The sequence below is a fragment of the Agromyces sp. Marseille-P2726 genome, from assembly GCF_902809835.1.
Classification (GTDB): Bacteria; Actinomycetota; Actinomycetes; order Actinomycetales; family Microbacteriaceae; genus Agromyces.
In genome coordinates, this window is the sequence record NZ_CADDWM010000015.1 from 322,159 (window position 1) to 343,283 (window position 21,125).

Sequence of the window (21,125 nt, forward strand, 5' to 3'; positions counted from 1 at the left end):
CGTCACTGCCAGAAAACTGTGCGGGCACACCGGGATAAGCGGTGGCACCAACGGTCGAGTTTACCGGATGACCAGAGGCCGTGCAAACGCGCGTCACCGCCGAGCCCGGCCCGGTGCGCGACGTAGGATCGCCGACATGACGGTGCTCATCGACACGCCGCTGTGGCCGAAGCACGGCACGGTCTGGTCGCACCTCGTGAGCGACCACTCGGTCGAGGAGTTGCACGAGTTCGCCGAGCGCAACGGCGTTCCTCCGCGGGGGTTCGACCTCGACCACTACGACGTGCCCGTCGAGCGCTACGACGACCTCGTGGCTGCGGGCGCCGAGCCGGTGTCACCACGCGAGCTCGTGCGCCGGCTGGCCGCCAGCGGTCTGCGCGTCACGCCGCGTGAACGGCGTGCCCGGGCCGCACAGGGGGACTAGTCGTCGGAGGGCTCGGGAGGGGCGCCGTCGGCGCGCGTGATGACGGGTGGCCCCCCGGCGGGACTCAGCGCGGCCGTCGACACGCGTCGACTCCTGGCGCGGCCCTCGCCGGCCTTCTTCGGCGCGGGCAGCGCGTCGAGCACTGAGTCGAGGAGCACCTCGGCGTCCTCGACGCGCACGGGTCGCCTGCGCTCGACGGGCGCGACCGGGGGCAGCTCGACGATCGGCGTCGCCGCGCCGGGTGCCTCAGCGCTCGGAGCCGACTCGGGCTGCGCCGCCGAGGAAGCGGCCGCGGCATCCGTCGATTCGGCCGGGCTGCCCTGCTCCTGCGTGACCCGGCGGTGACGGCCGCGCCGGCGACCGGTTGCCGCGGGCGTCTCGGTCGTCGCAGCTGCCGGCTCGGCGGCTGCAGCATCGCCCCCCTCGGTCGACGCGGCAGGCGCCTCAGCGGGCTTCTGGTCGGCATGCGGGATGGTCGACGCCGCGATCTGCGCCAGCGCGTTCTTCACGTCCTCGGTGATGGCGTGCGTGCCGGCATGCGCCTTGCTCTCGGCCTGCTGCTGGCTGCCGCCTCCGCGCCCACGGCGCCGCTCCACCTGCTGCGGCGCGCGGTGCTTCATAATCGGTTCGTGGTGCACGATGATGCCCCGTCCCGCACACACCTCGCAGGGCTCACTGAACGATTCGAGGAGGCCGAGCCCGAGCTTCTTGCGGGTCATCTGCACGAGTCCGAGCGAGGTGACCTCGGCCACCTGGTGCTTGGTGCGGTCGCGGGACAGGCACTCGACGAGTCGGCGCAGCACGAGGTCGCGGTTCGACTCGAGCACCATGTCGATGAAGTCCACGACGATGATGCCGCCGATGTCGCGCAGCCGGAGCTGCCGCACGATCTCTTCGGCCGCCTCGAGGTTGTTCTTCGTCACCGTCTCTTCCAGGTTGCCGCCGGAACCCACGAACTTGCCGGTGTTCACGTCGACGACCGTCATCGCCTCGGTGCGGTCGATGACGAGCGACCCGCCAGAAGGCAGCCAGACCTTGCGATCGAGGGCCTTCTCGATCTGCTCGGTGATGCGGAACTCGTCGAACGAGTCGCGCTCGCCCTCGTAGGACTCGACGCGCTCGAGCAGGTCGGGCGCGACCGCACGCAGGTACCGGGTGATGGTCTCGTGAGCACCGGAGCCCTCGATGACCATCTTCTGGAAGTCCTCGTTGAAGACGTCGCGCACGATCTTGATGAGCAGATCGGGCTCGGAGTGCAGGAGCGCCGGAGCCTGGACCTTCTCGAGTTGCGTCGAGATGTCGGCCCACTGCGCGATGAGCCGGTTCACGTCGAGCGTGAGCTGCTCCTCGGTCGCGCCCTCGGCGGCGGTGCGGACGATCACGCCCTGGTTCTCGGGCAGCACCTCCTTCAGGATCTTCTTCAGCCTGGCGCGCTCGGTGTCGGGCAGCTTCCGGCTGATGCCGTTCATCGAGCCGTTCGGCACGTACACGAGGTAGCGGCCGGGCAGCGACACCTGGCTCGTGAGGCGGGCGCCCTTGTGCCCGACCGGGTCCTTCGTCACCTGCACGAGCACCCGGTCGCCGGGCTTCAGCGCCAGCTCGATGCGCCGGGGCTGATTCTTCTCGCCGTTCTCGGCAGCGGCGTCCCAATCGACCTCGCCGGAGTAGAGCACCGCGTTGCGGCCTCGCCCGATGTCGACGAACGCGGCCTCCATGCTGGGCAGCACGTTCTGCACGCGGCCGAGGTAGACGTTGCCGATGAGCGACGCGTCCTGGTTGCGGGCGACGTAGTGCTCGACGAGTACGCCGTCTTCGAGCACGCCGATCTGGATGCGCCCGCCCTTCTCCCGCACCACCATCGAGCGCTCCACCGACTCGCGGCGGGCGAGGAACTCGGCCTCGGTGATCACCGCGCGACGACGTCCGGCATCGCGACCGTCGCGACGACGCTGCTTCTTCGCTTCGAGGCGCGTCGAGCCCTTGACCTTCTGCGGTTCGGTGATGAGTTCGGGCTCGCGCGGCTTGCGAACCTTGACGACGGTGTTCGCGGGCTCATCGCCGGCGGGTCCGCTGTCTTCGCCGCTGCGGCGACGGGTACGGCGCCGAACGCTGGAGGACTCGTCGGACGAGCCCCGCTCGCTCCGCTCGGGGCGCTCGGGCTGGACCAGCACCGGCGGGGCATGGAATATGAGCGACGTCGTGGTCAGCGTGGCGGGGATCGGCGACTCGGGCTCCGTCGGCGAGGGTTCGGATGCCTCGGCGTGCGGCTCCTCGACCCCCCGCTCGGGTTCGGGCTCGCCGGGCGCAGCGGCATCCGCTTCGGGTGCGGAAGAGATCGACGCGTCGTTCGGCGGTTCGGGGGTGGCGGCATCCGTCTCGGCCCGGTCGGGCTCGCCCGGAGGACCGGGTGTCTCGTGGGTCACGTCAGCGTCGTCGGATGCCGCGGCCGCCGTCTGCTCGCTCCGGCCCTTGACGGCGCGCACCCGGCCGCCACGACGGACGCCGAAGAGTCCACCGCGTCGCTTCGGGGTGCTGCTGCCGGAACCGGGTTCGTTGCTGGTGTTCTCGTTGCCTTCCACCATCTCTGGTGCACTCCTACGCCGGTATGGATGACCGCGCCACCCATCTCCGTACTCTTCTCGAGCGGTTCTGCGCCGTGCGGCGAACCGCCAATCCTTCATTTCCTGCGACCGGCAGGTTGCCTGTGTCGCGACGTCTCGCGGTGCTGTGACCGCCGATTCGGATGCATCGCATCCTCAAAGCCTTCGTTGGCGTCGCATCGGGCGCGGCCCGGGCGACTCATTCGATTATCGCACGCTCCCGCAGGGACGTGTCGAAACGGCATGCCAGAATACGACCATGCCGGACTCTCCCCCGCAGTCCAGACCCGTCGCGTTCGCGGTCTTCCTCATCATCGCCGGGGCACTCGGCCTCCTCGCGGCGTTCGAGCTGTCGGTCGAGAAAGTGCTCCTGCTGGCCGATCCCGAACACGTGCCGGCGTGCAACGTGGGCGTGCTCGTCGGCTGCGGGGTGAACCTCGACTCGTGGCAGGGCTCCGTGTTCGGGTTCCCCAACCCGTTCATCGGCATCGCAGCTTGGCCGGTCGTCATCACGATCGGCGTGGCGGTCCTCGCCGGCGCCCGGTTCCCGCGATGGTTCTGGATCGGCTTCAACGCCGGGGTGCTCGGCGCCCTGGTGTTCGTCGGCTGGCTGATCGCGCAGAGCATCTACGTGCTCGACGTGCTCTGCCCGTGGTGCATGCTCACCTGGGCGGTCACGATCCCGACGTTCTTCGCCGTCACGTTGTTCAACCTGCGCGAGGGACATGTCCCGTCGTCGGGACGCGTTCGGAAGGTCTCCGCCGAGCTCTTCAAGTGGATCCCGCTCATCACGGTGGTCTGCTACGCGATCGTCATCGTGCTCGCGCAGGCGCAGATGAACGCCATTCCGCGCGTGCTGATCGACCTCCAGAACCTGTTCCGCTGAGCTTCCACCTGCGACGTCAGGCGAACCAGAGCGCGAGCTCGCGCTCGGCGGAATCCTGGGAGTCCGATCCGTGCACGAGGTTCTGCTGCACCGCAAGGCCCCAGTCACGGCCGAAGTCGCCCCGGATGGTGCCGGGCGCCGCGGTGGTGGGGTCGGTCGTTCCCGCGAGGACGCGGAAGCCCTCGATGACCCGGTTGCCGGCGACGCGCATCGCGACGGTCGGGCCCGACATCATGAAGTCGATGAGCGGCTCGTAGAACGGCTTGCCTTCGTGCTCGGCATAGTGGTTCGCGAGGAGCTCGCGGTCGGCCTGGAGCATGCGGATGTCGACGAGCGAATACCCCTTCGCCTCGATGCGGCGGAGGATCTCGCCGGTGAGGCTGCGCGCGACGCCGTCGGGCTTCACGAGGACGAGGGTCTCTTCGATGGCGGTGGTCATTCCTGTTCCTTCCCTGGATCGGCGTTCGCCGTCCGTGTTCGGTCGATTCGTGCACCGGCATGCATGCCGTACCACCACATGCCGCCGAAGATCGCGCCGATGATGAACATCGCCGGATTGAGGAATCCGCTCGCGATGATCACGACCTGCAGCGCCCAGCCCAGCCAGAAGCCCCAAGAGAAGCGGAGCAGCCCGATGGTCACGATGAGGCCGAGGATCACCACGCCGCCGGCGACGAGGGCGACCCAGGGCGGAAGGCCCCATCCGCTGTTCTCGGTCGGTGCGAGCCCCCAGATCACCAGTGTTGCGAGGAACACCACGAGCACCTCGAACGCGAGCACCATCGAGCCGAGGGTCTGTCGCGCCGAGCGCGGCGGTCGTGCGTCGGGCGCGGCGGTCGGTGTCGTCGCCTCGCTCATGCTCGCCCCCATCCGCGGTCGGCCACGATGGACATGGCGTCGCCGACGAGCACGATCGAGCCCGTCACGACCACCGCTCGCTTCGGCGCCTCCGACGCCCACGCACGGGCTTCGTCGAGGGCGTCGTCGAGCCGCTCCACGACCTGCACCCGATCGGGCCCGACGCGGCCGGCCACGATGCCCGCCAGCTGGTCGACCTCGCGCGCACGATCGGAGTCGGGCGACGTGACGATGAACGAGCCACCGGTGCGGGCGAGCACCTCCACCATGGCGTCGGCGTCCTTGTCGGCGAGGATCCCGAACACGAAGACGACGTCGTCGAAGTCGAAGTACTCGTCGAGCCCGTCGACCAGCGCCGTGGCGCCGTGCGGATTGTGCGCGGCATCCACGATGATCGGGGGGTCTGCGGCGATCGCCTGGAACCGGCCCGGCGAAGTCGCCTCGCCGAGTCCGGCCTCCACGATCTCGTCGGCCAGGCGCACGGAACCGCCGCCGATGAAGGCCTCGACCGCGGCGATCGCGACCGCGGCGTTCTCGGCCTGGTGGCGTCCGAAGAGCGGCAGCGCGATCTCGCGGTACTCGCCTGCGAGGCCTCGGATGGTGACGAGCTGCCCGCCCACGGCGACCCGGGACTCGATCACCTCGAACGCGTCGCCCTCGACGGCCAGCGTCGATTCCGTGAGCTCGGCCGCGTTCTCGAGCACCTCGAGGGCCGCTCGGCGCTGCTTCGCCGAGACGACGGAGGCCATCGGCTTGATGATGCCCGACTTGGTGCGCGCGATCTCGACGATGGTGTCGCCGAGCCGGCTCTGGTGGTCGAGGTCGATCGGCGTGAACACCGCGACCTGCCCGTCGGCGACGTTCGTCGAATCCCACTCGCCGCCCATGCCGACCTCGAGCACGACGACGTCGACGGGGGCATCGGCGAAGCAGGCGAAGGCGAGCGCGGTGAGGGCTTCGAAGTAGGTGAGGGGCTCGTCTCCGGCGCCCCGGAGCTCGTCGTCGACGATGGCGAGGAACGGGAGGATCTCATCCCAGTTGCGGGCCACGGCCTCGTCGCTGATCGGCACACCGTCGATGCGGATGCGCTCGTTGAACCGCTCGAGGTGCGGACTGGTGAGCAGACCGGTGCGCAGGCCCGAGGCGCGCAGCAGGCTCTCGATCATGCGGCTCGTCGACGTCTTGCCGTTCGTGCCGGTGATGTGGATGACCGGGGCCGCACGATGCGGATCCCCTAAGAGCTCGACGGTGCGACGGGTCGGCGCGAGCCGCGGTCTGGGCGAGCCCTCGCCGACGCGGGCGACCAGCGCGTCGTAGACGGCATCGGCCCGTTCGCGGGCCTCGTCGTCGTGGGCGTCGGATGCGTCGGTCACAGCTTCTCCAGCTCTACGAGGAGTGCCGAGCCGTCGCCGACGGAACGAGCAGCGGACGCGTCCCCCACGTCGACGGACGTCTCGATGTCGATCTGGAGCGCGAGCGTCTCGCGGGCGATGAGGTCACGGTGCCGAGCGGCGGCGTCGGCGCCGAGGCCGTCCAGCGTCAAGCCGAGGCGGATGCGGTCGCCGACCTCGAGCCCTGCGGCCTTGCGCGCGTCCTGCACCGCCCGGACGACGTCGCGGGCAAGACCCTCGGCCTCAAGTTCGGGGGTCGTCGTCGTGTCGAGGATCACGAAGCCTCCGCCACCGAGGAGCGCCAAGGCGCTCGATCCGTCCTGCGATCCGCCGGACTCGAGCACCAGTTCGTACTCGCCGGGCTCGAGCAGGATGCCGCCGGCCACCACTCCTTCGCCGTCGGCCGACCAGTCACCGGCTCGCGCCGCCTGGATCGCCTGCTGCACCGAGCGACCGAGGCGCGGACCGGCGGCGCGCGCGTTCACCGTGAGCCGCTTGGTCACCCCGTAGGTCTCGGCGCTCGACTCGTCGAGCTCGACGAGGTCGACGGACTTCACGTTGAGCTCGTCGCGGAGGATCCCCTCGAACGGCGCCAGCTTCGCGGCATCCGTCGTGACCACCGTGAGGTTCGCGAGGGGCAGGCGAACCCGCCGACCGGCCTGCTTGCGCAGCGCGAGCGCGGCGCCGCTGATCTCGCGGACGGCGTCCATCGCTGAGACGAGCGCATCATCCGCCGGGAACTCCGCGGCATCGGGCCAGTCCTCGAGGTGCACGCTGCGGCCGCCGGTGAGTCCGCGCCAGATCTTCTCGGTGACGAGCGGCAGGAGCGGTGCAGCCAGTCGCGTGAGCGTCTCGAGCACGGTGTAGAGCGTGTCGAACGCCTCGGTGCCCGATCCGTCGTCGGCGACGCCGGTCCAGAACCGATCACGCGACCGGCGCACGTACCAGTTGGTGAGCACGTCGCCGAAGTCTCGGAGCTTCTGGGCGGCGAGCGGCGAATCGTAGGCCTCGAGGTCTGCGGTGACGGCCGTGACGAGGTCGCGCAGCTTCGCGAGCAGGTACTGGTCGAGCACATCGGTCGAGGAGGTCGAGCGGGATGCCTCGTAGCCGCCCTCCTTCGCGGTGTTCGCGTAGAGGGAGAAGAAGTACCACGTGCTCCACAGCGGCAGCATGAGCTGCCGTACACCCTCGCGGATGGCCTCCTCGGTGACGATCAGGTTTCCGCCGCGCAGCACGGAGCTCGACATCAGGAACCAGCGCATCGCGTCGGCGCCGTCGCGGTCGAAGACCTCGTTGACGTCGGGGTAGTTGCGCAGCGACTTCGACATCTTCTGCCCGTCGCTGCCGAGCACGATGCCGTGGCTCACGACGTTCTCGAACGCCGGCCGATCGAAGAGCGCGGTCGAGAGCACGTGCATGGTGTAGAACCAGCCGCGCGTCTGCCCGATGTACTCGACGATGTAGTCGGCGGGGTTGTGGGTGTCGAACCACTCCTTGTTCTCGAACGGGTAGTGCACCTGTGCGTACGGCATGGAGCCCGAGTCGAACCACACGTCGAGCACGTCGGGGATCCGACGCATCGTGGACCGCCCGCTGGGGTCGTCGGGGTTCGGCCTGGTGAGCTCGTCGATGTAGGGGCGGTGCAGGTCGGGCTCCCCCGCGCTGTTCACCGGGAGTCGGCCGAAGTCGCGCTCGAGTTCCTCGAGCGATCCGTAGACGTCGACGCGCGGGTGGGCGGGGTCGTCGCTCTTCCACACCGGGATCGGCGAGCCCCAGTAGCGGTTGCGGCTGATCGACCAGTCGCGGGCGCCGGCGAGCCACTTGCCGAACTGGCCGTCCTTCACGTTCTCTGGGACCCAGTTGATCTGCTGGTTCAGCTCGCCCATGCGATCGCGGAACTCGGGAACGCGCACGAACCAGCTCGAGACGGCCTTGTAGATGAGCGGATTGCGACAGCGCCAGCAGTGCGGATACGAGTGCTCGTAGCTCGCCTGCCGGAGCAGGCGCCCTTCGGCCTTCAGGATGCGGGTGAGCGGCTTGTTCGCCTCGCTCCACAGCAGCCCCGCGACATCCGTGACCGCAGGAAGGAACCGACCTCCGTCGTCGAGCGAGATGATCACCGGGATCCCGGCGGCCTCGCCGACCTTCTGGTCCTCCTCACCGTAGGCCGGCGCCTGGTGGACCAGCCCGGTGCCATCGTCGGTGGTCACGTAATCGGCGACGAGGATCTGCCAGGCGTTCTCGAGGCCGTACTGCTCCACGTCGGCGTAGTAGTCGAAGAGCCGGTCGTAGGTGATGCCGTCGAGCTCGGCGCCGCGCACGGTGCGCGACACGGCGGCCCGGGCCTCGTCGGCGGAGTCGTAGCCGAGCTCCTTGGCGTAGTCGCCCACGAGGTCGAGGGCGAGCAGGTACTCGCCGCCCAGCACCTCGGTGTCGGAATCACCCGCGCGCTCGCGGAGCACTGTCGCATCGGGCGTACCGTTCGGCCCCGCCGGCACCACGGCGTACTCGATGTCGGGTCCGACCGCGAGGGCGAAGTTCGTGGGCAGAGTCCAGGGCGTTGTGGTCCAGGCGAGGGCGCGCACCGCCGTGAGGCCGAGGGCTTCGGCCTTCGCACCCGTGAGCGGGAAGGTGACGGTGACCGTCTGGTCCTGCACGGTCTTGTACACGTCGTCGTCCATGCGAAGCTCGTGGTTCGAGAGCGGCGTCTGGTCGCGCCAGCAGTAGGGCAGCACGCGATACCCCTCGTACGCGAGGTCTCGGTCGTGCAGGGTCTTGAATGCCCAGATCACCGACTCCATGAAGGTCACGTCGAGGGTCTTGTAGTCGTGCTCGAAGTCGACCCAGCGCGCCTGGCGCGTGACGTACTCCTCCCATTCCCTGGTGTAGCGGAGAACGGCGTCGCGGGCGGCCTGATTGAACGCCGCGATGCCCATCTCCTCGATCTCGCTCTTGTCGGTGATTCCCAGCTGGCGCTCCGCCTCGAGCTCCGCGGGCAGCCCGTGCGTGTCCCATCCGAAGCGGCGATGCACCTGATGGCCGCGCATCGTCTGGAAGCGCGGGAAGAGGTCCTTGGCGTATCCCGTGAGGAGGTGCCCGTAGTGGGGCAGGCCGTTCGCGAATGGCGGGCCGTCGTAGAAGACCCACTCGGGTGCGCCCTCGCGTCGGTCGATCGACGCCTGGAACGTGCCGTCCTGCTTCCAGAACTCGAGGACCTCGCGCTCGATGGCAGGGAAGTCGGGTGACGGGACGACGCCGTGGTCGCCGGGGGTACGGGGGTACACGCTCGATCGCTCCTCGTGGCACGGATGCTCTCGCGAGGACGCCGGCCGCTCGTTCGAGCACCGCCGCGGTACCACCTCGCTTGCGAATCATGACTCGGTCCTGCGACGTGCTCAGGAACCGGGTGCGACTCGCCCCTCGTTGCGGCTGTGACGGGCCACCCGTTCGGTTCTACTGGGCCGGAGGGGTTCGCTTCGCCGCTTCGCGGCGAATCGCCCCGCCCCCGGCGGTTCTTCCGAAGACTCCCCGGTGATGGCCGGATCGACGTCGTTGGCGTCAAGAATACCGTGTCGGTGCGGTACGAAGCACACTCGGCGACGACGGCGACGAGCGATACGCCGCGCTCACGAGGGCGAGCAGGGCGCCCTCGGGAAGGTCGTGGAGCTTCGCCTCGTCGACGAGGTCGTGGATCGCGCCCGCGAGTGCGGCATGGCCGCCGATGCGGACCACCACGACCGCCCCGCGACCACGATGCAGCTCGATGAGCCCCTCGTCGCGCAGCAGGCGGTACGCCCGCAGCACCGTGTGCACGTTCAGCCCGAGCGATGATGCGAGCTGGCGCGCGGCCGGCAGGCGCTCGCCGCCGATGACGCGACCATCGATGATCGCGGACCGCAGGGCCGACGCCAACTGCTCGAACAAGGGCGTCGGGAGCGCGGAGTCCAGCCGAATCAGCACGACTTGAGCATATTGTGCTATTCGAACTGGAACAAGTTGCTTGTCACCCGTGTCCGCCGCTGCAAGGATGAGTGCCCGTGACCACCACCACTCCCGCATCCCCCGCCTCCGAGCACCGCTCCCCGGTGCGCCGCGTCGCCTGGGCGTCGATGATCGGCACTTCGCTCGAGTCGTTCGATTTCTACGTCTTCGCGTACTTCTCGGCGTTCTTCGTCGGTCCGCTGTTCTTCGACCCGCTCGGCCAGTTCGGCGGCACGCTCGCCGCGTTCTCGACGATCGCGGTCGCCTTCGTCGTTCGTCCCCTCGGTGCTGCGATCTTCGGGCACATGGGCGACCGGCTCGGCCGCCGCGCGACCCTGCTCTGGACGGTCGGCATCATGGGCGTCGCCACCGGGTTGATCGGCCTGCTTCCCACCTACGCGCAGGCGGGCTGGCTCGGCGCCGTGCTGCTCGTGCTCCTCCGCATCGCCCAGGGCCTCTCGCTCGGCGGCGAGTGGGGCGGCTCGATCCTGCTCGCGACCGAGCACTCGAACCCCGTGAAGCGCGCGTTCTACGCCGCCATCCCGCAGCTCGGCTCCCCCGTCGGCTCCATCCTCTCGGCCGCGCTCTTCATCGTCATGACGATCGCCCTGCCGGCCGAGGAGATCGCCGCCTGGGGCTGGCGCATCCCCTTCCTGCTCGCGATCCCGCTGCTGCTCGTCTCGCTCTACCTTCGCTGGTCGATCGACGAGACGCCGGTGTTCAAGGAGGTGGTCGCCGAGGGCCGTCGCGACCGCATCCCCTTCGCGACGATGTTCGCCAAGCGCCCGGTTGCGATCGTCATCGCGATCGGCGCGGCGATGCTCGGCATCGGCTCCTACTCGCTGATGAACACGTACACCATCAACTACGGCGCGACCGAACTCGGCTTCAGCTTCCAGGACCTCCTCGTCGCGACGACCATCGGCGGACTGCTGCAGCTCGTCACCATCCCCCTGTTCGGCGCATGGGCGAATCGGATCGGGTCGGCGCGGGTCGTGGCGTGGGGCGCCCTCGGCACGCTCCTCATCACCTTCCCGATGTACTTCCTGCTCCAGTTCGCGACGTTCCCGATCCTCGTGGGCACCATGATCATCGGAGGCATCCTGCCGACCATGTCGTGGGCAGCGCTCGGCGGCCTGATGAACGACCTGTTCCCCGATCACTTCCGCTACTCGGCCCTGTCGGTGTCGTACGCGGTCGCGGCGACCGTGGGCGGCTTCGTGCCCCTGGCCACCGTCGCGCTCGGTGAGGCCAGCGGCTACGCCTGGTGGCACCCCGGTGTCGTGCTCGCGCTGCTCTCGGCCGTGACCCTCATCGCGGCCTGGGCGGCGAGCCGCCTGCCGGTCGTGCCCGAGTCGGGCGACCCCGAGCAGCAGCTCGAGCCGCAGGTGGCCGGCTCGAGCGTCTGAAGAACCCGGTCCCCGGGGTGCGGCGCTCCATCCGATAGGCTGGAGCGTCGCACATTCAGGCACCCCCATGGACTCGGTGCCGCATATACCGAACCGGAGCATCATGACCGACACCTCGCGCATTCCCGACAAGCCCGCACTCGAGGGCCTCGAAGCGAAGTGGGGCGGGGTATGGGAGCGCGAAGGCGTCTACCGGTTCGATCGCAGCGGTGCCACGCGCGAGTCGATCTACTCCATCGACACCCCGCCGCCGACCGCATCCGGATCGCTTCACATCGGCCACGTCTTCTCGTTCACCCATACCGACCTGGTGGCGCGGTACCAGCGAATGCTCGGACGCAGCGTGTTCTACCCCATGGGATGGGACGACAACGGCCTGCCGACCGAGCGTCGCGTGCAGAACTACTACGGCGTCCGCTGCGACCCGACCCTCCCGTACGATCCCGACTTCACTACCCCCTTCGAAGGCGCCGACGGCAAGAGCGTGAAGGCCGCCGACCAGGTGCCGATCAGCCGACGGAACTTCATCGAGCTCTGCGAGCGGCTCACCGCCGAAGACGAGCAGCACTTCGAGTCGCTCTTCCGCCTGCTCGGGCTGTCGGTCGATTGGACGCAGACGTACCGCACGATCGCCGACGAAGCCTTGTTCACCTCCCAACTGGCGTTCATTCGCAACGTCGAGCGCGGCGAGGCGTATCAGGCACTCGCCCCGACCCTGTGGGACGTGACGTTCCGCACGGCCGTCGCCCAGGCCGAGCTCGAGGACCGCGAGCAGCCGGGCCACTACCACCGGGTGGCCTTCCATCGGCCCGACGGAAGCACGGTCGAGATCGAGACCAGCCGCCCCGAGCTCATCCCCGCCTGTGTCGCCCTCGTCGCTCACCCCGACGACGAGCGGTACCAGCCCCTGTTCGGCACGACGGTCACGACGCCGGTGTTCGGTGTCGAGGTGCCCGTCGTCGCGCATCACCTCGCCCAGAAGGACAAGGGCACCGGCATCGCGATGATCTGCACGTTCGGCGACGTGACCGACGTGGTGTGGTGGCGGGAGCTCGATCTGCCGAACCGCGCGATCATCGGGTTCGACGGCCGTATCATCGCCGAGGCACCCGACGCCATCACGACCGACGGCGGCCGCGCGGCGTTCGCCGAGCTCGCCGGAAAGACCGTCTTCTCGGCGAAGCAGGCGGTGGTCGAGCAGTTGCGTGCGTCGGGCGACCTGCTCGGCGAGCCGAAGGCCATCACGCACCCGGTCAAGTTCTACGAGAAGGGCGACCGACCCCTCGAGATCGTGTCGACCCGCCAGTGGTACATCACCAACGGTGCCCGCGACGAGGGCCTGAAATCGCGCCTGCTCGAACGGGGCCGCGAGATCGACTGGCACCCCGACTTCATGCGCGTGCGGTACGAGAACTGGGTCGAGGGCCTCTCGGGCGACTGGCTGATCTCGCGCCAGCGGTTCTTCGGCGTGCCGATCCCGGTCTGGTATCCGCTCGACGACACGGGCGAACCGCGCTTCGACGAGCCGATCGTGGCGACGCGCGACCTCCTTCCCGTCGACCCGTCGTCTGCGCCGGCGCCCGGTTACGACGAGTCGCAGCGCGGCCGTCCCCGAGGTTTCATCGGCGAGCACGACATCATGGACACCTGGGCGACGTCATCGCTCACGCCGCAGCTCGCCGCCGGATGGGAACGCGATCCCGAGCTCTTCGACCTGCTCTTCCCGTACTCGATGCGTCCCCAGGGCCAGGACATCATCCGCACGTGGCTCTTCTCGACCGTGCTGCGCGCTGAGCTCGAGCACGGTGAGAAGCCGTGGACGAACGCGGCGATCTCAGGGTTCATCGTCGACCCCGACCGCAAGAAGATGTCGAAGTCGAAGGGCAACGTGGTGACTCCCACCGGCCTGCTCGAACAACACGGCTCCGATGCCGTTCGCTACTGGGCGGCATCCTCCCGACTCGGTGTCGACGCTGCGTTCGATCCCCAGAATCCGACCCAGGTGAAGATCGGGCGCCGGCTCGCCATCAAGGTGCTGAACGCCGCCAAGTTCATCCTCGGCTTCGATGGGCGCGCGGATGCCCCGGTGACCGTGCCGATCGACCGGAGCATGCTCGCCGGGCTCGCCGAGGTGGTCGCGAGCGCAACTCGCGCCTACGACGGGTACGACCACGCCCGTGCGCTCGAGGCGACCGAGACGTTCTTCTGGACGTTCTGCGACGATTACCTCGAGCTCGTCAAGGAGCGTGCCTACGGCGAGCCGAGCCCCGAGCAGGCCTCGGCCGTGGCGGCGCTGAAGACCGCGCTCAGCGTGCTCCTGCGCCTGTTCGCACCCGTCATCTCGTTCGCCGCCGAAGAAGCGTGGCGGTGGTCGCACGACGGCTCGGTGCACCTGGCGACGTGGCCGACCGCAGACGACCTCGCGGCCCGTGGCGAGGCCGGCGTCGAGCTCCTCGAGCTCGCGAGCTCGGCGCTCACCGGCATCCGTCGCGCGAAGACCGACGCCAAGGCCTCGCAGAAGACCCCGGTCGCCCGTGCGGTGATCGCAGCGCCGGCTGCCGGCATCACCCTTCTGCAGTCGGCGGCATCCGATCTCCGCGCGGTCGGACGCATCGCCGAGCTCGAGTTCGCCGAAGCAGAGGAGTTCGAGGTGCGCGAGATCGTGCTCGAGCCCCAGGGGGCGGAGGAACGGCGATGACGCACGAGATCCGACCGGTCGCCGACGACGACTTCTTCGGCTGGCTGCCCCTGTTCGAGGCGTACTGCAGCTTCTACCGAACCGAGCTCGACGACTCGAAAGCGCTCATCGTCTGGAACTGGATCCGTGACCACGACGATCCGCTCCACGCGGTGCTCGCGGTCGACGACGAGGGCACCCCGGTCGGGCTCGCCCACTTCCGCGTCGTGCCCGACACGCTGCAGGCGACCCGAGGGCTCTACCTCGACGACCTCTACGTCGACGAGCGCGCCCGTGGCACTGGCGTCGGTCGCGCGCTCATCGAGTTCGTGCACGCACGATCGCTCGAGGTCGGCACCGGCGGGGTGAGTTGGATCACGGCGCCCGACAACACCCGAGCGCAGCGTCTCTACGATGAGCTCGCGACGCGAACGAACTGGGTCACCTACGAGATGGGCGCCTGATGCGACTCGGCACGCGGTGGGAATTCGGCGCTGAGCCGCCGGCCTCCGTTCCGGCAGACCTCCGGCCGCGCATCGCCGCCGCCGAAGCCGGTCACTCGGGCGATCCGGCCGGCCAGCATTGGACCCTGACCTGGCTCGAGGGGCGCCCCATCGCCGAGCTCGACGACGGCACGGTGGTGCGCGAGACGATCGTCGACGCGCACGCCGATGAGGACTGGTGACAGGTCGGTCGACCTGATGAAGCCGGGTCAGGCGCGCGCGATGATCTCGGCGTGCGGCATGAGGAGCCAGCCGTCGTCGTCGGCTGCCCACTCACGCCATCCCGACGCGATCCGATTCAGCTCCTCGGGGTTCGAATGCCCCGATTCGATCGCGCGCGAGGCGAACTGCGACTGGGTCGCACGCTCAGCCCACGCCATCCCCCACCACTCGCGCTCGAGCGCGGTCGAGAACACCCAAGCCGACGCGGTGGCATCGATGTCGGTGAACCCGGCCTCCCGCACCCAGCGCTTCAGCTGCCGACCTGCGTCGGCCTCGCCACCGCTGCCCGCGATCACGGCGTGCTGGAGTTCGAGCCATCGACTCAGCTCCGCTGACGGCGGACTCCAGATCACGCCGCCGTAGTCGACATCGCGCACGGCGAGGAGGCCGCCCGGCTTCAGGACCCGGCGGAACTCGCGCAGCGTATCGATCGGCCGTGCCAGGTGGTGGAGCAGCTGGTGGGCGTGAACGATGTCGAACGCGCCATCACCGAGGTCGAGCGAGTATGCGTCGCCGACCCGGAACTCCACATTCTCCACCCCCTCGCTGCGCGCGAGTCCGAGCGAGCTCGAGACCACCTCGGGTGCCGCGTCGATGCCGACCACGACGCCCGGGCGCACCCGTCGTGCGAGATCGATCGTGATCGTCCCAGGGCCGCTTCCCACGTCGAGCACGGTCGCGCCGGCCTCGAGATGCGGCCCGAGGTACGCCGCGGAGTTCTCGACCGTGCGCCAGGCATGGATGCGCAGCACGCTCTCGTGGTGGCCGTGCGAGTACACGTCGGCCGTCGGGTCGATGGAGTCGCCGTCGTGCTGCATACACCGAGACTATGCGGCGACACGCTCAGGGCCTATGCCAGTCGGTGACGACCGCCGACCTCGACCGGGGTTGCGCGGTCGCGCTCGGTTGAGCGTCAGATCGCGAAGCCGAGGGCTCGCATCATGTCGCGGCCGTCGTCGGTGATGCGCTCGGGACCCCACGGCGGCATCCACACCCAATTGATGCGGAACGCCTCGACGGTGCCGTCGAGGGCCTCGGCCGTCTGCTCCTCGATCACGTCGGTGAGAGGACATCCGGCGCTCGTGAGCGTCATGTGGATGACCAGCGCGTCGTTCTCGTCGTCCCAGCCGAGGTCGTAGACGAGGCCGAGGTCGACGATGTTGACCCCGAGCTCGGGATCCATCACGTCTTTCAGCGCCTCGGTGACCTCGTCGAAGCGCTCGGGCGCGAGTGAAGTGACCATGGTTCGAGTCTACCGGTGGCTACTGAGCCGCGGACTCTGCGACGTTGTAGCGGTCGTAGCCCTCTTCCTCGAGCCGGTCGGCCAGCTCGTGGCCACCCTGCTCGGCGATCCGGCCGTTGACGAACACGTGCACGAAGTCGGGGCTGATGTAGCGCAGGATGCGCGTGTAGTGCGTGATGAGCATGATGCCGAGGCCGGTGTTGGCCTTGGCCCGGTTCACGCCCTCGGAGACGACCTTCAGTGCGTCGACGTCGAGGCCCGAGTCGGTCTCGTCGAGCACGGCGAACTTCGGCTTCAGGAGCTCGAGCTGAAGGATCTCGTTGCGCTTCTTCTCGCCGCCCGAGAAGCCCTCGTTGACGTTGCGCTCGGCGAAATCCGTGTCCATGCGCAGGTTGGTCATCGACTCGCGCATGTCCTTCACCCAGCTGCGGATCGACGGCGCCTGGCCGTCGATTGCGGTCTTGGCGGTGCGAAGGAAGTTCGTGACGGTGACGCCCGGGATCTCTACGGGGTACTGCATCGCGAGGAACAGGCCGGCGCGGGCGCGCTCGTCGACGGTCATGTCGAGGACGTTCTCACCGTCGAGCAGAATCTCGCCCTCGACGACGGTGTACTTGGGGTGGCCGGCGATGGTGTACGCGAGCGTCGACTTGCCCGAGCCGTTGGGGCCCATGATCGCGTGGATCTCGCCCTCGTTGATGACCAGGTCGACGCCGCGAAGGATCTCGCGGGTGCCCTGGTCGGTCTCGACGTTGACGTGAAGGTTCTTGATCTCCAGAACGGACATAGCGGTGTGTGGTCTCTTTCGTTCGTCGGCCGCGATGACGGCCGGAAGGGTCAGACGGTCAGGGTGACCGAGGGATCGATGTGGACGCCGCCTTCTCTGACCTCGACCCGGAACACGGGCACGGGTTCGTAGGCGGGAAGGCTGAGCGGCTTGCCGGTCTTCAGCGAGAACTTGGACCCGTGGGCCCAGCATTCGAGCGTATCGTCCTCGACGAATCCCTCGGAGAGCGAGATGTCGCCGTGGGTGCACGTGTCGCCGATGGCGAAGATGTCGCCGGCAGCGTCTTTCACGACGGCGATCGGCACGCCCTCGACGACGAAGCGGGCCGCCTCGTTGACGCCGAGTTCGTCGACGGCGCAGACGCGAACGGATGCCACGTCAGCGCCCCTCGAGCTCGGCCTCGAGGGCGGCCGTCAGCCGCTCCTCGAGTTCGGGCGGGCCGATCCGCTGGACGCCCTCGGCGAGGAATCCGCGCACGACGAGGCGACGAGCCTCGTCTTCGGTGATGCCGCGGGCCATCAGGTAGAACAGTTGCTCGTCGTCGAAGCGGCCGGTCGCGCTGGCGTGGCCCGCCCCCTCGATATCGCCGGTCTCGATCTCGAGGTTCGGCACCGAGTCGGCGCGGGTGCCGTCGGTGAGCACGAGGTTGCGGTTCTGCTCGTAGCTGTCGGTACCGGTCGCGGTGTTGCCGATCAGCACGTCGCCGATCCACACGGTGCGCGCACCCTCGCCCTGCAGCGCGCCCTTGTACGTCACGCGGGAGCGGGTGTGCGGAGCGTCGTGATGCACGAACACCTGCTGTTCGAGGTGCTGGCCGGCGTCGGCGAAGTAGAGCCCGAGCGCCTCGACATCCGATCCCTGCTCGGCCAGGTGCGTCGACGGGTTGACCCGCACGACCTTGCCGCCGAGCGAGACGACGATGTGCTTCAGGAACGAGTCGCGGCCGAGGCGCGCGAAGTGGCTGGCGAGGTGCACCGCGTCGTCGTCCCACTCCTGGAGCGAGACGACCGTGAGCGAGGCGCCCTCGCCGACGACGATCTCGACGTTCTCGCTGAGCCGCGCGGGGCCGGTGCCGCGCAGCACGACGAGGCCTCGGCTGTTGGGCGCCGCCTCGATCACGGTGTGCGCTGCCCGCGGCGTGTCGCCGAGGCCGTGCCGCGTGATGACCGCGGTCTTCTCGTCTTCGCCCGAGACGCTGACCAGGAGGGCCTCGCCGAAGCTCGACCAGGCGTTCGCGGAGGCGCGCTCCTCGGGGACGCCGCCGGTGCTGCCGATGCGGACGTCGTGGCGGGCGATCCAGGATGCCTCGATGCCGGCGACCTCGTCGGCCTCCACCTCGATGCGCGAGCCGTCGAGCTCGCCCGAGGTGAGGTCGGCGAACGCGGCGACGGGCGAGTACTTCCACTCGTGCTCGCGCCCCGAGATGGGCTCGAAGTCGTCGACGTTCGTCGAGCGGAACCGCTCCGAGCGGGTCTGGACGGGCACGAATGCGCCGTCGGAGTGCGCGACGAGTCCGTGCTGGCCGGCGGTGGGCATGGCTGTGCTGGTCATCTGTGCGGTCATCCCTATCCGACCGACCCTTCCATGCCCATTTCGATGAGCTTGTTGAGTTCCATCGCGTACTCCATGGGAAGCTCGCGCGCGATGGGCTCGATGAAGCCGCGCACGATCATGGCCATCGCCTCGTCTTCGGGGATGCCGCGCGACATGAGGTAGAAGAGCTGCTCCTCGCTCACCTTCGACACCGTCGCCTCATGGCCGAGCACGACGTCGTCGATCCGGATGTCGATCGCGGGATAGGTGTCGGAGCGGGAGATCGTGTCGACGAGCAGCGCATCGCAGCGCACCGTGTTCGCCGCGTGGTGCGCGTTGGCGTCGACGCGGACCTCGCCACGGTACCCGGCGCGACCGCCGCCCCGTGCGATCGACTTGGAGATGATCGACGACTGCGTGTAGGGCGCCATGTGGATCATCTTCGCGCCGGCGTCTTGGTGCTGGCCGGGACCGGCGAACGCCACCGACAGGGTCTCGCCCTTCGCGTGCTCACCCATGAGGTAGATCGACGGGTACTTCATGGTGACCTTCGAGCCGATGTTGCCGTCGACCCACTCCATGGTGGCGCCCTCGGCCGCGGTGGCCCGCTTGGTGACCAGGTTGTAGACGTTGTTCGACCAGTTCTGGATGGTCGTGTAGCGAACCCGCGCGTTCTTCTTGACGACGATCTCGACGACGGCCGAGTGCAGCGAGTCGGACTTGTAGATGGGTGCCGTGCAGCCCTCGATGTAGTGCACGTACGAGCCCTCGTCGGCGATGATCAGGGTGCGCTCGAACTGGCCCATGTTCTCGGTGTTGATGCGGAAGTAGGCCTGGAGCGGGATCTCGACGTGCACGCCCTTGGGAACGTACACGAACGAACCGCCCGACCACACCGCGGTGTTCAGCGCTGCGAACTTGTTGTCACCGGCCGGGATGACCGTGCCGAAGTACTCCTCGAAGAACTCGGGGTGCTCACGCAGCGCGGTGTCGGTGTCCATGAAGATGACGCCCTGGCGCTCGAGCTCGTCGTTGATCTGGTGGTAGACCACCTCGGACTCGTACTGGGCGGCGACGCCGGCAACGAGTCGCTGACGCTCGGCCTCGGGGATGCCGAGGCGCTCGTAGGTGTTCTTGATGTCCTCGGGAAGGTCTTCCCAGGTCTGGGCCTGCTTCTCGGTGGAGCGGACGAAGTACTTGATGTTGTCGAAGTCGATCTCGGAGAGGTCGGCACCCCACGTCGGCATCGGCTTGCGCTCGAACAGCTGCAGCGCGCGCTGGCGGCGCTGCAGCATCCACTCGGGCTCGTCCTTCAACCGCGAGATGTCGGCGACCACCTCCGGCGAGATGCCGCGGCGGGCGGATGCGCCCGCGGCGTCGGAGTCGGCCCAGCCGAACTCGTAGACGCCGAGTCCTTCGAGTTCCGGTCGGTCGATCAGTACGTCCGTCATGCTCTCCCTCTTCTCCTCCCGTGCAACCGGATATCAGTCCGGCTCATTCCCCTCGCGAGTCGAGGTGCTCGGTGAGTGGTGATGATGTGCGGGTGGCGTCAGTGCGAACCTAAGATGGCTGGGAACCCGCATCTCGCGTTCGCGCGCGCCTCGCGGGAAACTCCAGCCCTTCGAGTCTACAGGGTTGCCGTGTCGCCGGGCCTGAACCCAGCACCTGCACAGGCCGCCCGGATCAGGATCAACGCGCGTGACCCGCACCCTTCGCATCTTCGCCTGGGCGTCGTTCATCTCGCAGGTGACGATCATCGCGACCGGCGGCGCGGTCCGCCTGACCGGTTCCGGCCTCGGCTGCCCCACCTGGCCGACCTGCACGCCCGACTCGCTCGTGCCCACCGAGGAGCTGAGCTATCACTCGCTGATCGAGTTCGGCAACCGCCTCATGACGGGCGTCGTGGGCATCGTCGCGCTCATCGTCTTCCTGCTGATCTGGCGCATCCGTCGCGAGCGGCGCGACCTCTTCGCACTGTCCTTCATCGTCGGCGCGGGCGTCGTCGCGCAGGCGATCGTGGGGGGCATCACCGTCTGGACCGGCCTGAACCCGTTCATCGTGGGATTCCACTACGTGTCGTCGCTGCTCCTCGTCTGCGTCGCGGCGGCCTTCCTGGTTCGCATGGACGCGACCCCCGGCCCACGCGAGCTCGCCGTGCCCCGCTGGTACTCGGGTCTCACGCACGCGACCACCGCCGTGCTCGCGCTCACGATCGTGTTCGGCATCCTGACCACGGGCGCTGGGCCCCACTCGGGTGATGCTGCAGCGGGCCGCAACGGCTTCCAGGCCGAGCTGCTCGAGCACGTGCACGCGTGGCCCGGCTACGCCCTGCTCGCACTCGCGCTGGTGCTCCTCGTCGCCGCGTGGCGGCTCGGCCTGCCCACGCTGCGCTGGACGACCGTGCTCCTCGGGGTCGTGCTCGTGCAGATCGCGGTCGGCCTCGTCCAGGCGCGCAACGGCCTTCCCCCGCTGCTCGTGGGCATCCACATGGTGCTCGCCGCGCTCGCGGCCGCGGCGATGACCGTCGTGGTGCTGCGGCTGAAGCGGCCGGTCGCCGCGGCGCCGTCGGCCGAGCCGGCGTCGGCCGCGGCATCCGCTCATTGACGCTCGG

Annotated in this window: 19 protein-coding genes; 7 read left to right on the forward strand and 12 right to left on the reverse strand. The window is 68.8% G+C overall.

Annotated features, from left to right (window positions below; genetic code table 11):
* Nucleotides 1-136 precede the first annotated feature (136 nt).
* A complete protein-coding gene (locus HUS56_RS14165; RefSeq protein ID WP_173924066.1) occupies nucleotides 137-424 on the forward strand; it encodes a DUF4031 domain-containing protein in 288 nt (95 codons plus the stop codon).
* Here HUS56_RS14165 and HUS56_RS14170 read toward each other — a convergent pair.
* Nucleotides 421-3,006 (reverse strand): Rne/Rng family ribonuclease, encoded by a 2,586-nt coding sequence (locus HUS56_RS14170; protein ID WP_173924067.1) that lies wholly within the window; start codon nucleotides 3,004-3,006, stop codon nucleotides 421-423. The two genes, HUS56_RS14165 and HUS56_RS14170, sit on opposite strands and share 4 nt — an antisense overlap.
* Before the next feature lie 277 nt (nucleotides 3,007-3,283).
* Here HUS56_RS14170 and HUS56_RS14175 point away from each other — a divergent pair, with 277 nt between their 5' ends.
* Nucleotides 3,284-3,910 carry a vitamin K epoxide reductase family protein gene (locus HUS56_RS14175; protein ID WP_173924068.1) on the forward strand — a complete coding sequence of 209 codons (627 nt, stop codon included), beginning with the start codon at nucleotides 3,284-3,286 and terminating at the stop codon, nucleotides 3,908-3,910.
* Nucleotides 3,911-3,926: 16 nt separating this feature from the next.
* Here the strand turns inward: HUS56_RS14175 and ndk are convergent, their stop codons facing one another.
* The 5 genes from ndk to HUS56_RS14200 form a co-directional block, all read right to left on the reverse strand.
* Nucleotides 3,927-4,349 carry a nucleoside-diphosphate kinase gene (gene ndk, locus HUS56_RS14180; RefSeq protein ID WP_173924069.1) on the reverse strand — a complete coding sequence of 141 codons (423 nt, stop codon included), beginning with the start codon at nucleotides 4,347-4,349 and terminating at the stop codon, nucleotides 3,927-3,929.
* Nucleotides 4,346-4,768, reverse strand: a complete 423-nt coding sequence (locus tag HUS56_RS14185; protein WP_173924070.1) for a DUF4233 domain-containing protein — start codon at nucleotides 4,766-4,768, stop codon at nucleotides 4,346-4,348. The genes ndk and HUS56_RS14185 overlap by 4 nt, the downstream gene beginning before the upstream one ends.
* Nucleotides 4,765-6,141, reverse strand: a complete 1,377-nt coding sequence (locus HUS56_RS14190) for a folylpolyglutamate synthase/dihydrofolate synthase family protein (RefSeq protein WP_173924071.1) — start codon at nucleotides 6,139-6,141, stop codon at nucleotides 4,765-4,767. Before HUS56_RS14190 ends, HUS56_RS14185 begins: the two co-directional genes overlap by 4 nt.
* Nucleotides 6,138-9,443 (reverse strand): isoleucine--tRNA ligase, encoded by a 3,306-nt coding sequence (ileS, locus tag HUS56_RS14195; protein ID WP_173924072.1) that lies wholly within the window; start codon nucleotides 9,441-9,443, stop codon nucleotides 6,138-6,140. The genes HUS56_RS14190 and ileS overlap by 4 nt, the downstream gene beginning before the upstream one ends.
* 274 nt (nucleotides 9,444-9,717) lie before the next feature.
* Entirely contained in the window at nucleotides 9,718-10,119 is a 402-nt protein-coding gene (locus HUS56_RS14200) for a GntR family transcriptional regulator (RefSeq protein WP_173924073.1), read from the reverse strand.
* A 77-nt stretch (nucleotides 10,120-10,196) separates the two neighbouring features.
* Here HUS56_RS14200 and HUS56_RS14205 point away from each other — a divergent pair, with 77 nt between their 5' ends.
* The 4 genes from HUS56_RS14205 to HUS56_RS14220 all read left to right on the forward strand — a co-directional run bounded on the left by HUS56_RS14205 (nucleotide 10,197) and on the right by HUS56_RS14220 (nucleotide 14,911).
* On the forward strand, nucleotides 10,197-11,549 hold the full coding sequence (locus HUS56_RS14205; protein ID WP_254431472.1) for an MFS transporter: 1,353 nt from the start codon (nucleotides 10,197-10,199) through the stop codon (nucleotides 11,547-11,549).
* 103 nt (nucleotides 11,550-11,652) lie between these two features.
* The gene (gene valS, locus HUS56_RS14210) at nucleotides 11,653-14,247 is read left to right on the forward strand and encodes a valine--tRNA ligase (RefSeq protein ID WP_173924074.1); all 2,595 of its coding nucleotides are present in this window, start codon (nucleotides 11,653-11,655) and stop codon (nucleotides 14,245-14,247) included.
* Nucleotides 14,244-14,690, forward strand: coding sequence for a GNAT family N-acetyltransferase (locus HUS56_RS14215; RefSeq protein WP_173924075.1), 447 nt, complete (start codon nucleotides 14,244-14,246; stop codon nucleotides 14,688-14,690). Before valS ends, HUS56_RS14215 begins: the two co-directional genes overlap by 4 nt.
* On the forward strand, nucleotides 14,690-14,911 hold the full coding sequence (locus HUS56_RS14220) for a hypothetical protein (protein ID WP_173924076.1): 222 nt from the start codon (nucleotides 14,690-14,692) through the stop codon (nucleotides 14,909-14,911). The genes HUS56_RS14215 and HUS56_RS14220 overlap by 1 nt, the downstream gene beginning before the upstream one ends.
* A gap of 27 nt (nucleotides 14,912-14,938) precedes the next feature.
* Here HUS56_RS14220 and HUS56_RS14225 read toward each other — a convergent pair whose 3' ends face one another.
* From HUS56_RS14225 to sufB, 6 genes are all read right to left on the reverse strand, one after another.
* Entirely contained in the window at nucleotides 14,939-15,769 is an 831-nt protein-coding gene (locus tag HUS56_RS14225; RefSeq protein WP_173924077.1) for a class I SAM-dependent methyltransferase, read from the reverse strand.
* Between the two features lie 95 nt (nucleotides 15,770-15,864).
* Nucleotides 15,865-16,194, reverse strand: a complete 330-nt coding sequence (locus tag HUS56_RS14230) for a metal-sulfur cluster assembly factor (protein ID WP_173924078.1) — start codon at nucleotides 16,192-16,194, stop codon at nucleotides 15,865-15,867.
* Nucleotides 16,195-16,213: 19 nt separating this feature from the next.
* A complete protein-coding gene (sufC, locus tag HUS56_RS14235) occupies nucleotides 16,214-16,981 on the reverse strand; it encodes a Fe-S cluster assembly ATPase SufC (protein WP_173924079.1) in 768 nt (255 codons plus the stop codon).
* 50 nt (nucleotides 16,982-17,031) lie between these two features.
* Entirely contained in the window at nucleotides 17,032-17,358 is a 327-nt protein-coding gene (locus HUS56_RS14240; RefSeq protein ID WP_173924080.1) for a non-heme iron oxygenase ferredoxin subunit, read from the reverse strand.
* A 1-nt stretch (nucleotide 17,359) separates the two neighbouring features.
* Complete coding sequence (gene sufD, locus HUS56_RS14245) at nucleotides 17,360-18,532, reverse strand: Fe-S cluster assembly protein SufD (protein ID WP_254431473.1); 1,173 nt, start codon at nucleotides 18,530-18,532, stop codon at nucleotides 17,360-17,362.
* Nucleotides 18,533-18,546: 14 nt separating this feature from the next.
* The gene (sufB, locus tag HUS56_RS14250) at nucleotides 18,547-19,965 is read right to left on the reverse strand and encodes a Fe-S cluster assembly protein SufB (protein WP_173924082.1); all 1,419 of its coding nucleotides are present in this window, start codon (nucleotides 19,963-19,965) and stop codon (nucleotides 18,547-18,549) included.
* Between the two features lie 247 nt (nucleotides 19,966-20,212).
* On the opposite strand from sufB, the gene HUS56_RS14255 reads away from it, so the two are divergent.
* Nucleotides 20,213-21,118, forward strand: a complete 906-nt coding sequence (locus HUS56_RS14255; RefSeq protein WP_254431474.1) for a heme A synthase — start codon at nucleotides 20,213-20,215, stop codon at nucleotides 21,116-21,118.
* The last annotated feature ends 7 nt before the right edge of the window (nucleotides 21,119-21,125 follow it).

Excerpts from the sequence above, each read along its gene's own strand:
- sufC (WP_173924079.1), bottom strand. The coding sequence starts at position 16,981 with ATGTCCGTTCTGGAGATCAAGAACCTTCACGTCAACGTCGAGACCGAC.
- HUS56_RS14215 (WP_173924075.1), top strand. The coding sequence starts at position 14,244 with ATGACGCACGAGATCCGACCGGTCGCCGACGACGACTTCTTCGGCTGG.
- HUS56_RS14170 (WP_173924067.1), bottom strand. The coding sequence starts at position 3,006 with ATGGTGGAAGGCAACGAGAACACCAGCAACGAACCCGGTTCCGGCAGC.
- HUS56_RS14225 (WP_173924077.1), bottom strand. The coding sequence starts at position 15,769 with ATGCAGCACGACGGCGACTCCATCGACCCGACGGCCGACGTGTACTCG.
- HUS56_RS14230 (WP_173924078.1), bottom strand. The coding sequence starts at position 16,194 with ATGGTCACTTCACTCGCGCCCGAGCGCTTCGACGAGGTCACCGAGGCG.
- valS (WP_173924074.1), top strand. The coding sequence starts at position 11,653 with ATGACCGACACCTCGCGCATTCCCGACAAGCCCGCACTCGAGGGCCTC.
- HUS56_RS14220 (WP_173924076.1), top strand. The coding sequence starts at position 14,690 with ATGCGACTCGGCACGCGGTGGGAATTCGGCGCTGAGCCGCCGGCCTCC.
- ndk (WP_173924069.1), bottom strand. The coding sequence starts at position 4,349 with ATGACCACCGCCATCGAAGAGACCCTCGTCCTCGTGAAGCCCGACGGC.
- sufB (WP_173924082.1), bottom strand. The coding sequence starts at position 19,965 with ATGACGGACGTACTGATCGACCGACCGGAACTCGAAGGACTCGGCGTC.
- sufD (WP_254431473.1), bottom strand. The coding sequence starts at position 18,532 with ATGACCAGCACAGCCATGCCCACCGCCGGCCAGCACGGACTCGTCGCG.
- HUS56_RS14175 (WP_173924068.1), top strand. The coding sequence starts at position 3,284 with ATGCCGGACTCTCCCCCGCAGTCCAGACCCGTCGCGTTCGCGGTCTTC.
- HUS56_RS14185 (WP_173924070.1), bottom strand. The coding sequence starts at position 4,768 with ATGAGCGAGGCGACGACACCGACCGCCGCGCCCGACGCACGACCGCCG.
- HUS56_RS14165 (WP_173924066.1), top strand. The coding sequence starts at position 137 with ATGACGGTGCTCATCGACACGCCGCTGTGGCCGAAGCACGGCACGGTC.